The sequence below is a fragment of the Paradesertivirga mongoliensis genome (genome assembly GCF_024436395.1).
GTDB lineage: Bacteria > Bacteroidota > Bacteroidia > Sphingobacteriales > Sphingobacteriaceae > Paradesertivirga > Paradesertivirga mongoliensis.
Genome location: NZ_JAFMZO010000004.1, coordinates 263,585 through 275,980 on the forward strand (window position 1 = coordinate 263,585; position 12,396 = coordinate 275,980).

8 protein-coding genes are annotated in these 12,396 nt (G+C 44.4%); 7 read left to right on the plus strand and 1 reads right to left on the minus strand.

The genetic code is table 11. The annotated features are described in order from the left end of the window. The 7 genes from J3P43_RS16705 to J3P43_RS16735 all read left to right on the plus strand — a co-directional run bounded on the left by J3P43_RS16705 (position 1) and on the right by J3P43_RS16735 (position 10,633). Positions 1-2,178 (plus strand): xanthine dehydrogenase family protein molybdopterin-binding subunit, encoded by a 2,178-nt coding sequence (locus J3P43_RS16705; RefSeq protein WP_255904577.1) that lies wholly within the window; start codon positions 1-3, stop codon positions 2,176-2,178. 12 nt (positions 2,179-2,190) lie between these two features. Further along, a complete protein-coding gene (locus tag J3P43_RS16710; RefSeq protein ID WP_255904579.1) occupies positions 2,191-3,321 on the plus strand; it encodes a glycoside hydrolase family 88/105 protein in 1,131 nt (376 codons plus the stop codon). Further along, positions 3,318-4,334: a beta-propeller domain-containing protein gene (locus J3P43_RS16715; RefSeq protein ID WP_255904581.1), complete on the plus strand. Its 1,017-nt coding sequence runs from the start codon at positions 3,318-3,320 to the stop codon at positions 4,332-4,334. The genes J3P43_RS16710 and J3P43_RS16715 overlap by 4 nt, the downstream gene beginning before the upstream one ends. Positions 4,335-4,351: 17 nt before the next feature. After that, positions 4,352-6,706, plus strand: a complete 2,355-nt coding sequence (locus J3P43_RS16720; protein WP_255904583.1) for a glycoside hydrolase family 2 TIM barrel-domain containing protein — start codon at positions 4,352-4,354, stop codon at positions 6,704-6,706. 119 nt (positions 6,707-6,825) lie between these two features. Beyond that, positions 6,826-7,053, plus strand: a complete 228-nt coding sequence (locus J3P43_RS16725) for a hypothetical protein (protein WP_255904585.1) — start codon at positions 6,826-6,828, stop codon at positions 7,051-7,053. Positions 7,054-7,245: 192 nt separating this feature from the next. Continuing rightward, positions 7,246-9,381 (plus strand): glycosyl hydrolase, encoded by a 2,136-nt coding sequence (locus tag J3P43_RS16730; protein WP_255904587.1) that lies wholly within the window; start codon positions 7,246-7,248, stop codon positions 9,379-9,381. A 1-nt stretch (position 9,382) separates the two neighbouring features. Continuing rightward, positions 9,383-10,633, plus strand: a complete 1,251-nt coding sequence (locus tag J3P43_RS16735) for a glycoside hydrolase family 28 protein (RefSeq protein WP_255904589.1) — start codon at positions 9,383-9,385, stop codon at positions 10,631-10,633. A 62-nt stretch (positions 10,634-10,695) separates the two neighbouring features. Here J3P43_RS16735 and J3P43_RS16740 read toward each other — a convergent pair whose 3' ends face one another. Then, positions 10,696-12,354 (minus strand): GH35 family beta-galactosidase, encoded by a 1,659-nt coding sequence (locus J3P43_RS16740; RefSeq protein ID WP_255904591.1) that lies wholly within the window; start codon positions 12,352-12,354, stop codon positions 10,696-10,698. Positions 12,355-12,396 lie beyond the last annotated feature (42 nt).

The following is a 12,396-nucleotide window of genomic DNA, read 5'->3' on the forward strand; positions in this document are numbered from 1 at the left end:
ATGAACAGAAGAAACTTTTTAAGGATTTCGTCTTTTACAGCAGGTGCCTGGCTTATCTCTGATCTTATACCGCTTGCATCGGATGCAAGGGATAGGGCTGGTGTGGAGTCATTTATGCCTAATCCTTTGATCAGAATTCAAAGCGATGGCAAGGTTATCCTGTACGTGATGAAGCAGGAGATGGGGCAACAAGTTGATACTTCATTGCCTGCGTTAATTGCTGAAGAGCTTGATGTTGATCCGCAACGCGTACAGGTTGAAACATTCGCCTACGATGCTGCCATTGCAGGAAGATACAACACGTATGCAAGTGCCAGTATTCGTTCTTCATGGCAGACCCTGCGAAAGGCAGGTGCGGCTGCAAGAACAATGTTGATGAACGCTGCTGCTGATGTTTGGCAAGTAAGCCCTGAAGATCTTAAAACTGAAAATTCTAAAGTTATTAATCCTGTAACCGGGGCATCTCTGTCTTACGCAAATCTGATCGAGAAGGCCAGCAATCTGAAAGTTCCCGATAATCCGGTGCTTAAAGATTTGAAGGACTTCAAGCTTATCGGCAAGAAAAATAAGCGCACCAACATAAAGAAAATTCTGGGCGGGAAGCAGGAGTACGGAATCGATGTTCGTTTACCAGGAATGGTATATGCTGCTGTAGTTAGATCACCTGTATTTTATGGTAAGATACAATCCTGGGACGACAGCGCTTTAAAGAAACTGGGGCCAGGTATACTTCAGGTTGTCCCTGTCAGCCAAATGGGAAACGGTGTCGACAATCGTAACGGTGTCGCAATTATAGCTACCAATACCTGGCTGGCATTCAGGGCGCAACAGCTTTTGAAAGTAGAGTGGGATTTGGGCGCTATACCGAACAGCAGTACAGTTGCACTATCAGCAGCTTTGAAAAAGGCTGTGTCAACAGAAAAGCCCGTATTGCAGTTTGATAGTAAAGGCAAGGCTTCTTTTTTTAGTAAAATAACCGACCTCAAAGCTTTCAAGGCAACCTATGAACTACCCTATCTTGCTCATCTAGCTATGGAGCCCATTAATTGTACCGCATGGTACAAGGATGGTAAGTATGAGTTGTGGGGTGGCTTTCAAGCTCCGGGCGCGTTCGCTAATAATTTGTCAAAAGCATTTGGTCTTGATCCTTCAGCAATTTTCGTAAACCTTCTTCCGATGGGAGGTGCTTTTGGCCGCAAAGAGAAAGTAGATAACGCCGCCGAAGCAATGCAATTAAGTAAAGCCACAGGAAAGCCGGTTCAGGTGGTTTTCAGTCGTGCCGATGATACAAAGAATGATTTCTATCGCCCGGCAAGTTTTCATCAACTTACGGCTGTAGCTGATAAATTATCTATAAGCAACTGGCGGCATGAAGTTGGGATTGCAACCTTTCCGGCCAAAAATATCTCAAGCGCTCAAGACATCTATGGTGGTCCGGCAAATGACTTGTGTTATCCGGTAAACGACTACCAATCGGCTTTTTATGCAGTCGAATCTCCTGTTCCGATCGGCTCCTGGCGGTCGATTTCTTATAACCATAATGTATTTGCGGTCGAAAGTTTTATTGATGAGCTGGCCAAGCGTTTACTGATCGATCCGGTTGACTTCAGAATGAACTTGTTTAAAAACGGTTTTGATGAAAACAACGGAAAGACAAAGCATATGCAGCGGCTGCAAACTGTTTTGCAAAAATGTGCTGATGCCATTCATTGGAAACAAAAGCCTTTATTAAAACGCTTTCGCGGAATAGCCTGCTGCCAGTATACACATACAGACGCTTACACAGCGCATGCTTTTGAGATCAGCGTTTCGCCAGAAAAAGCAATCACTATTCATAAAGTAGTTTGTGCGATTGATTGTGGGTTAATTATAGACCCGGATGGTTTCAGAGCTCAGGTAGAGGGCAGTCTTGTGTGGGCACTAAGTGCTGCTATTAAAGAAGAAATTACGATCACAAACGGACAGGCGGATCAGCAGTCTTTCTTTGATCATGATGTAATGAGGCTTAGGGAAATGCCCCCATTCGAACTAATAATAGTAGAGAGTAACGAGAATCCTGGAGGTGCGGGAGAGCCAGCGGTTCCTTCTGTAGCACCAGCGCTTTGTAATGCCATTGCTGCGGCAACAGGTAAACGGATTAGGATGCTTCCGCTGATTAAAGAGGGATACACAATTTAACATAAATCACTGATGAGAAAATTAAGCTTAAATTTAGTTGCAATTTTTTGTCTGCAGCTTGTGTTTACGCCAGCATTTGCGCAGAAAAAAAGTAAAAATGGTTTCCGTAACCGGGATAGTGTAATGAACATTATGCGCCGGGTGGCCGACTGGCAAATAAACGACTGGACTACAAAAGGGTTTAAAAAGCCAAAGTATAACTGGACTTACGGCGCCGCTTATACCGGAATATTTGAACTTGGAAAAGTGTCTGGCGACAAAAAATACTTTGACTTTCTTGTCGGCATAGGCAATGACTTAAATTGGAATACTGGCACCCGACGTTTTTTTGCTGATGATTACTGTGTAGCGCAGACCTATAGCAATTTATATATGCTCTACAAAGAGCCAAAAATGATAGCTCCGTTCAAAGCACTTGCCGACAGCATTATTGCCCGCCCTCATACAGAATCCTTGTCATTAAAAAATCGGGGAATTATGGACCGAGAGTGGGCCTGGTGTGATGCTTTGTTTATGGGTCCTACCTCACTTAGCTATTTGGCTACTGCCACCGGCGAACAAAAATACCTGGATATTGCTAATAAGCTTTGGTGGAAAACTACCGACTTTCTTTACGACAAGGATGAGCATCTGTATTTCAGAGACGAAAGTTATTTCGAAAAGCGTGAAAAAAATGGGAAAAAGATGTTCTGGTCGAGAGGAAATGGTTGGGTGATGGGCGGACTGGTCAGGGTTCTTTCCAACATGCCAAAAGATTATCCCGACAGACCGAAATATATTAAGCTCTACAAAGACATGGCGGCCAAACTTGCTGCTATTCAACAACCCGATGGAAGCTGGCACTCTTCTCTTCTTGATCCCGAAAGTTATCCTGCAAAAGAAACCAGCGGAACAGGATTTTATACCTACGCTATCCTTTGGGGAATGAATAACGGTATTCTAAAAGACAAAAAATACAGACCAGTAATAGAAAGGGCCTGGAAAGCATTAACAAGTTCTGTCCATCCTAACGGGATGCTGGGCTATGTCCAACCAGTTGGCGCGGCACCTGATAAGGTAGACGCAAACAGTACAGAAACTTATGGCCCTGGTGCCTTCTTATTGGCAGGTTCACAACTTTATTTATATCTCGGAAAAAAATGAAAGCACTTAAAATAGTTTGTATGAAAGGTTATGTTTTGTTGGTTGTATCCCTGGTGTTTGTTGGCTCGTTGAGTAGTCAGAAAACCGTTGCACAAACAGCGGTAGACACCTCTCTGTCACGCCATCCTTTTGTGTATGCCGGCGAGTGGGATCACCGTAATCCACTGCAAACCATTTGGATAGTAAAAAAAGGCAAAGTAGTTTGGTCTTACGGTATTCCGATAAAAGACGAAAATGGTGAGCTGCAAGAGCTTGGAGATGTACATCAATTGTCGAACGGCAACATTTTGTTTTCACGCAAAGTTGGGGCCAGCGAAATTACTCCTGCTAAAAAAATAGTTTGGAACTATGTGGCACCAAAAGGGACCGAAATCCATACCAGCCAGCCAATTGGAAAAGATAAAGTACTGATTATGCAAAACGGCTTTCCAGCTAAGTTGATGATCATTAATAAGAAATCCGGAAAAACGGAGAAGGAACTAATAATACCTACCGGTGGATCGAAAACCGCACATGGACAATTCAGGCACGTGAGATATACTACTGCCGGAACTTTTCTGGTAGCACACATGGATATGGGGAAAGTGGTTGAATATGATGGGAATGGAAAAAGCATTTGGTCTGTTGTTGCAGAGCGCCCATGGGCAGCCATTCGGTTGAAGAACGGCAATACCTTGATCAGTGGAGATAATGCGGCCTATGCACGCGAGGTAAATGCCAAAGGCGAAGTTGTTTGGGAATTCAGTCAGAAGGATGTACCAGATATTTTACTTGGCAGCGTACAAGAATGTAACCGGCTTGCCAATGGAAACACTGTCATTTGCAACTGGATTCCGAATAAAATCAAAGATCCGAAAGACTGGCCCACATCGGTGCAGATACTAGAAGTTACTCCTGATAAAAAGGTGGTATGGAGAGTAAAATCCTGGTCTGATCCGGATTTGGGTCCTGCATCCGCAATACAGCTATTGGACGAAAAAGGAGTTGCAGAAAAAGGAGAACTACAGCGCTAGCAAAACACTAATCAATAATGAACTATATAAACAACCGGAAAATTCACAGCATGGTAAGTTGGAAAAAAATTGTATTGATAATGCTTCTCGCGATCTCACAGACTGCAATTTATGCGCAGGTGAGAAAAATTACTTCCTTCGATAATAATTGGAAGTTTTTTAAGGGCGACGTGCCAGGTGCTGACAAAACTGACTTTGTTGATTCGGAGTGGCGAACACTGGACGTACCGCACGACTGGAGTATTGAGGGGCCATACGACAAGTCAAACCCAACCGCGCGGGGTGGCGGATACCTTCCAGCAGGAATTGGCTGGTACAGAAAAACCTTTACACTAAATGAAACCGATGCTCAGAAAAAGCATTGGATTGAGTTTGACGGTGTGATGATGAACAGCGACGTTTGGATAAACGGCATTCATCTGGGCAAGCGACCTTACGGGTATATCAGCTTTAGCTATGATTTAACTAAGCATCTCAAGTACGGGAAAGGGCAGAAAAACGTGTTAGTGGTTAAGGCTGATAATACCATTCAGCCTGCTTCCAGGTATTATCAGGGTGCAGGAATTTACCGCCATGTTCGGCTGGTATCTGTTAATTCGGTACACTTTACTCAGTGGGGAACCTTTATTACCACACCCATTGCTACAACTGCGAGTGGTACTGTAAATGTAAAAGCCGATGTGGTTAATACAAGCAACAAAGCAGCTGAGTATACAGTAGAAACAAGTATTTTGGATGATAAGGGCAAGATTGTCAAGAGCTCAAGTACTAAAAAGTCTGTACCCGCGGGCGATAAAATCGAATTTGACCAGAATCTGGAAGTGTCAAAACCAAAACTATGGGATATCGAGCAGCCTAACTTATACAAGGCGGTGGTAAAGCTCAAATCAGGAGGCACAGTCGTAGACGATCAAACCATCACCTTTGGTATCAAGACATCGAGATTTGATGCCGCTACCGGCTTTTGGCTCAACGATAAAAATTATAAAATAAAGGGCGTGTGCTTGCACCATGACGGCGGTGCGGTAGGAGCTGCTGTGCCACTAGCTGTTTGGGAAGAACGTTTTAGACTATTGAAAGAAGTGGGAGTTAATGGAATCCGGACATCTCACAATCCTATGGCCCCAGAGTTCCTTGACCTTTGCGACAGAATGGGATTTGTAGTGATGGATGAAACCTTTGATACCTGGACCGCATCTAAACACAACGGAGAGAAAGGCTATAATCTCTATTTTAAAGAGTGGTGGGAGCGTGATACCAGAGACATGGTTTTGCGCGACAGAAATCATCCTTCTATCGTAATTTATAGTATAGGAAATGAGATTCATGATCCGCTTACTTATCCCGAAGGCTATCAGCGCTACAAACAACAGGAAGACGTAATTAAGAAGTTTGATGCTACCCGTCCTGTTACTATGGCTCTGTTCCGCCCAAATGTTTCAAAGGTGTATTCTAACGGCTTTGCAGAGCACATGGAAGTTGTAGGTCAAAATTATCGTGAAAATGAATTAATCGCCGCGCATGAGGCTAACCCGCATTGGAAAGTTATCGGTACAGAAAATACCCATGTTTTAAATCAATGGCTTGCCTTACGGGATAAACCATATATGGCCGGTCAGTTCCTCTGGACGGGATATGACTATCTGGGAGAAGCCGACTGGCCCGAAACGACCAATAATCAGGGCCTTTTCGATCGGGCAAATAATTGGAAACAGCAAGCATTGCAGCGGCATAGCTGGTGGTCCAATAAACCCGTTGTTCATATCGTACGTAAATCAGACAATGCTGGCTCCGGTAATTGGGTAGCCAACTGGACCCCGGCTGATTTTGATACTTATGATAATGCTAAAGTTCAGGTTTATAGTAATTGTGATGAGGTGGAACTATTTTTAAATGGTCAGTCGCAGGGCGTTAAACCTAAACCGGCAAATGATTCGGCCCGCGAGTGGGACATTACATTTGAAAAAGGAACCATTCGTGCCGTAGGCAAAAATAAAGGAAAAGAAGTGGCCTCCGAAGAATTTAAGTCGGCATCTACACCGGCTAAAATCTTGCTCACTGCGAGCAAAACAAATTTACGCAACAACTGGGACGACGTTTCTTTCGTTCAGGCGACTATCGTAGATGCCAATGGAATTCCATGTACAAATGCTGACAATTTAATCAAGTTTACTGTAGCCGGTGCCGGAGAGATTCAGGCAGTTGATAATGGGAACATTATGAGCCATGAGCCTTATCAGGCCTCACAGCGACAAGCTTACATGGGCAAGGCAATAGCTATTGTTAAGGGTAAGAGAAGTGGAAAAGTAACCTTGAAAGCAGAAGTAGAAGGCCTGGAAGCCGGAGTGATTACGTTAAATGTTACGCCTTAACAAGATGTCATAATGAAAGCGCAGGTAGTGTTATATACACCCTGTGTCTTTCTTTTGATGATATAAACCCTCTTATTAAATAAGATACTAAGATATTTTCATTTATTAAGTAATACATTATGTTAGAAGATCTAAAGGCAGATTCAATGCTGAAAGAGGTCCATCAAAAGGTAATTCCCGGCCCCGGTGATTTTATTGTGTATCAGGGCAGGTTGTTTGAAGTGGTCAAGATTAACCATAGCAGGCTGTCTTTTGTGGTCGAATCGAACCAAACGAAAATTCAGCTGCCACTTAAGGTTGGCTACCGAATATTTACGCCGACCGCAAAGCCTGGAGCAGGTAGATAGCTTTCGGGCGAACCGGGTCACTGTTCGAGGCTATAGTGGAACGGCGTCAGTGTATCTCGAGTCTGCTTCAGTATCCCAGACAGTCATTTGAGTTCCGGGTAAAATATCCGTTGCATAATGTGTTTCAAAGCTAAAGCAGCCTTAAACAATTACATTTGAGTATCAATTATAACCCTCGATTAAACCAAACACATGAAAAAAGCAGTCTTAGTCAGATTCGTGTATCTGGCTTTGGGCGCCACGTTTATTACTTCGGCCCCTTCCAGCGCACAGCAGAACTGGCAAAAAATAACTAACCCTACAAAAGCTCAACTGGAAGCAAGTTTTAAAAATTATCCGGTGGAGTATGCACATACAGTTACCTGGGGCTGGGATGGGCCTGTCAGTCGTGAATCCATTATTAAAGATCTCGATGCTATCCTTGGGCAGGGTTTAAGAGTGGTTACCATCGAAGCCGGTTATAAAATGATTAATCCCTACCTCTCATCAGGTTGGTTCGAAACGGTGAAAGTTGCAGTGGAGGAAGCGAAAAAGCGTAATATGCGGGTATGGATTATTGATGAAGGAAAGTATCCAAGCGGATTTGCCGGAGGTAAGTTCAGCTTGGAAAAACCTGCTTTGCGTATGCAGGGGCTTGTTGTAGCCCGGCGGATAGCATTAACCGGAGGGCAAGAGATAAAAGAGGATTTACCTGCCGACATCATCAGTGCTGCTGCAGTAAATCTGGGGGATAAAAGTCATGTTCTGCTTCAAATCCAGAATGGAGCTTTACAGTGGAAAGCCCCCGAGGGTAACTGGCAAGTGTTATTAGTACAACACCGGTTTAAAACTTCCGTTACACGGGCGGCCAACAATCCAACCGGTGGAAAAGATACCACCAATTCACTGTTCGACTACCTTAATCCCGAAGGCACAAAACAGTTCCTAGAATTTACACACGAACAGTACAAAAAATACATCGGAAACGAATTTGGGAAAACAGTGCTGGGCTTCAGAGGTGATGAGCCGGATTACGGATTTACGCCGTGGACTCCCAAAATGCCCTCAGAGTTTAAGAAGCGCAAGGGCTATGATGTGGTTCCTTACCTCGCCAGCTTTTTTACTGCCAGTTTAAGCGAGCAGGAGAGACGGGCCAAAGCGGATTACTGGGATGTATGGTCTGATCTATTTAAAGAGAGCTTCTTCGATGTTCAGGCTGCCTGGTGTGCTGAAAATAAGCTGGAATACGTGGTACACCTTAATCATGAAGAGAAAATGATGGATCTGGTGCGTTCCAGCGGTGATTTCTTCAAAAATATGCGAAATGTACAAGTGCCCGGTGTTGATGCTATCTGGAATCAGGTTTGGTTTGACAAGGTAGCCGACTTTCCTAAGCTCGCTTCGTCTGCAGCACACCTTTTCGGTCGCCCACGTTCGTTAAGTGAAAGTTTCGCGGCTTACAATATTCCACCCACGGTAGCGCAAGCCAAATGGTGTGTAGATTACCAGATGGTACGAGGTATTAACCTGTTCGAATATATGTTTTGGAGTGGTTCGGCGGGAGGACGTGGAATGCCCGGGAGCTATTTAGGCAAGCCCGAGTTCAAAGATCTGGCCGTATATTCAAACCGTGCGGCATATCTACTCTCGCAAGGCGTTCCTGCGGCAAGGATAGCGCTCTATCATCCAACCACCAGCATGTGGTTAGGAGATAGCGGCGCCGATAAAAGTACACTGTCGATTTCGAAACAGCTGCTTGAGAATCAGTTCGACTACGATTTTGTGGATGAGCAAGCCTTGACCGAGACAATGAAGCTAAAAAACAAGCAGCTCGTTAATGACAGCGGGCAGGGGTATTCCGCTATTATCATCCCTTCAGTAACGGTTATATCTTCTAAGGCATTAAGCAGGTTAGAAGCTTTCCAGAAAGCTGGAGGAACGGTGATTTTTATGGCAAGCCAGCCAAAATACGTTTCAGACAAAACGTTTATGAGTATGAAGAAGCTGGAAGGAGTTAACTGGGGCATTTCTGAAGCTTCCGGAAATTTAACGGAACGTGTAAAAGCTGCACTTCCGCGTGATGTAACGTTTAAAAAAGCCGCTCCGTCCGTTAAGTATCTTCATAGAAAGGTAAAAGACGCGGACTTTTACTTCTTCTTTAATGAGGGAGAATCAAATCAGGAATTAGAAGCTACATTAAGCGGGCAGGGTGAAGTAACACTTTGGGATCCCTTAACTGCAGAGATTACTCCTGTGAAAAACATCGTCCGAAAAAATGACAGTTCGACTCTGCAGCTGTCCATTCCGGCCCATGGGACACGCTATCTCCTCATAACTTCGTCTAAATAAAATGATCAAAAAAAAACTACTCATGGTTTGCCTGCTCATAGCAGCCATCGTTTTTAGCAGCTTTAAAAAAGATAAAACCTATAAAATAACCGACTTTGGAGCTAAAGGAGACGGACAAACCTTGAACACGGCATCGATCCAGGAAGCTATTGATAAATGCAGCGCAGAAGGAGGCGGAACACTTATTATACCTGAGGGTGTTTTCCTGAGCGGTTCGATATTTCTCAAACAGGGGGTAAGTATGCTGTTGGAAGAAGGTGCTGTATTGAAAGGATCCTTAAATCAGGAAGATTATCCCCAGATAAATACGCGCTGGGAAGGCGAGGAAAAGAAATGGACGGCCTGCCTCGTAAATGCGATTGATTTAAGCAACTTCAAAATCAGCGGCAAAGGAACCATAGATGGTTCGGGTGATGCCTGGACGGCGAGAGGAAGAAGCGCTCAGCAAAGCCCAGGCCCTCGATATGGAAGACCCAGACTGATAGGACTCCAGAACTGCAAAAACGCGGTAGTAGAGCATATCAAATTGAATAATCAGGCGAGTTGGGGACTGTTTGTTCTCTACAGCAGGAATGTAAAGATAAAAGGCCTGACGATCAGGGCAGCGCATAACATACCCAGTTCGGATGGTATAGATATCGACTCTAGTAAAGACATCCTTATCACCGGCTGCGACATCGATGTAAACGACGATTGTATTTCCATCAAGTCGGGAAAAGATGAGGATGGACTAAGAGTGAATCGCCCATGCGAAGACGTGCTGATCGAAAAATGTAGATTTGGGTACGGGCACGGCGGCGTAGCTATGGGAAGCGAAACTTCGGGAGGAATCAGAAACATCACGGTAAGAAATTGTGTATTCGAAGCAGGCAATTGGGCACCCATACGATTCAAATCACAACCCAGCAGAGGTGGTGTGGTCGAAAATATAACTTATAAAAATCTTATCATTAGAGACACAAGACAAGCCTTTGAGTTTAACATGGCATGGCGGATGGTGAATCCTAAACCGCCGGCTAAAGTGTTGCCAATCGTAAGAAATGTACGTATTATCAATGTGAGGGGAACAGCCCGCACAGTTGGAACAATGAAAGGCCTGGAGCAAAGTCCGATCGACGGAGTGAAATTCAAGAATTGTGAAATTACAGCTCAAAGGGGATTTTCAATGGAGCACGCCACAAACGTAGATTTGAGTGGTTTAAAGATACTGGGAGTGACAGGGGAGGCGATTATGAAGACCAATGTGCGATAGTAGTCATTAAACAACAAAAAGCCTCGGGATCAATCGACCTGAGGCTTTTTGTTAAAGAAGAATTATTCGAACCGGTACAATTTCAACTTTGAAATAGAAGGCTCATCGAGCAGTCTGATTCCGGTGCCTGTTTTGTTGACGGCAGCCTGTTCAGCCAACTTGTAACTAATCATAATGTTGTCGCCGTTAAGCAGCCGGCCTGGTTTCCAAACTCCATTTTCAACTATGCCTTCGCGAACCCATGACAAGCCAGCCATTTTCGGGCCAGCAGACAGAGGAACGAAAGTAACATCTATATTGGAGCCGGCTACAGTGAATTCATCAGGAGCCGTATTAATTACCAGGCCATAACCCTGTGATGCCTGTGTAACTCCGCTCCAGTTCTTCCGTAGCGTTACATTAATCTTGTAGCCCGCAAGTTCGGCGGTTTGTACCGAGTCGGCTTTTAATGTGAATGCAGTAATTTTACCCTCTGATTGGGCTTTAGTAATTTCTGGTGTTAGCTGTGACAGGATATTATAAGCCTTGGCGATAGGTGTCTCTGCCGGCTTCTCAGCTTTGTTATCAATGCCAAAAGGAGAGTAGCCAATGGCATCGTGCCTGCCTATTACATAGAATGCATTAGCAGCGCCATCCAGACCTGCAAACGACTCCGGGATGAATAGTGGGTTCCAGGAATGTTTATACATTGCTGTTATTCCTTTGGTATCCTGAAGGTAAATATCGGGAGATAGTATATCCACAGTTGGCGCTGCTGCACGCCAGATATCATGTACATGAGATTGCGGCCCGCCAGATGGGTAATCTCCGGGACGTTTATCTTCAGGCTGTACAATCCAGGCATTTACAAACATGGGCAGATTATATTCGGCCTTGCCGGCAGCAGTTACCGTATTGATGTATTTTGCATAATTCCAGGCCATAAAGGCTTCATCTGCCGAAGCGCTTTTACCGAAAACCTGGCTCCATGTGCCACCGGTTTTAGATCCGTTTTGTTCCCAAAGACTTTTTAGTTGTGGTTGTAGTTCGTTTTTGTGTGCGATTAAGCTTTGCATTAATTCGGAGGGAACCGCTTTCGCGAACTCCACATTTGCAAAATCCGAGTAATCGCGTGCAGCGCCGATAACACCGACCTCATTTTCTACCTGCACCATAATCACTGTTTGTTTTGAAGCGTCGGCTTTTTTAACATGTTTCATTAGTGCGGCAAATGCTTTAGCATCTGCGTTCATGGCTTCGGTGCTTAAGGCTGATATGGTTTCTGTTGATCGCCCGTTTTCGAGCTTGATCCGGGGAAATCTTCGAGTGTCTTTCTTAACCCATTCTGGCGCGTAATGAGAAAGCCCATTTTTCCAGCTTCCGAACCAAAGCAAAACTATTTTCAAGTTATTGTCGCGGCCGCCTTTTAATATTCCGTCTACTAAACTAAAGTCAAACTTCCCTTCCTGGGGCTCGACTAACTCCCATGATACCGCAACTAGTGCAGTGTTCAGGTGCTGTTGTTTTAATGGCTTCCATAGCGTATTTAGATAATCAAGATTAGAGGAGCTGGAGTTGTGAAGTTCTCCTGCCAGTAGTAAGAAGGGTTTTCCATCAACAATGAGCTGGGTTGCCTGGCCTCGTTTTTCTAATCGGGGCGCTGATGATTGCGCGAAACTAAGCGATAGGAAGGACGATAAGATGATCGATAGAATGGTGCTGGTTTTAACTAGTTTTAGCATGATTTTTTGTATGGTTTTGAGTATTATTTTTTAATATCAGGC

Excerpts from the sequence above, each read along its gene's own strand:
- J3P43_RS16715 (WP_255904581.1), top strand. The coding sequence starts at position 3,318 with ATGAAAGCACTTAAAATAGTTTGTATGAAAGGTTATGTTTTGTTGGTT.
- J3P43_RS16725 (WP_255904585.1), top strand. The coding sequence starts at position 6,826 with ATGTTAGAAGATCTAAAGGCAGATTCAATGCTGAAAGAGGTCCATCAA.
- J3P43_RS16730 (WP_255904587.1), top strand. The coding sequence starts at position 7,246 with ATGAAAAAAGCAGTCTTAGTCAGATTCGTGTATCTGGCTTTGGGCGCC.
- J3P43_RS16710 (WP_255904579.1), top strand. The coding sequence starts at position 2,191 with ATGAGAAAATTAAGCTTAAATTTAGTTGCAATTTTTTGTCTGCAGCTT.
- J3P43_RS16720 (WP_255904583.1), top strand. The coding sequence starts at position 4,352 with ATGAACTATATAAACAACCGGAAAATTCACAGCATGGTAAGTTGGAAA.
- J3P43_RS16735 (WP_255904589.1), top strand. The coding sequence starts at position 9,383 with ATGATCAAAAAAAAACTACTCATGGTTTGCCTGCTCATAGCAGCCATC.
- J3P43_RS16740 (WP_255904591.1), bottom strand. The coding sequence starts at position 12,354 with ATGCTAAAACTAGTTAAAACCAGCACCATTCTATCGATCATCTTATCG.
- J3P43_RS16705 (WP_255904577.1), top strand. The coding sequence starts at position 1 with ATGAACAGAAGAAACTTTTTAAGGATTTCGTCTTTTACAGCAGGTGCC.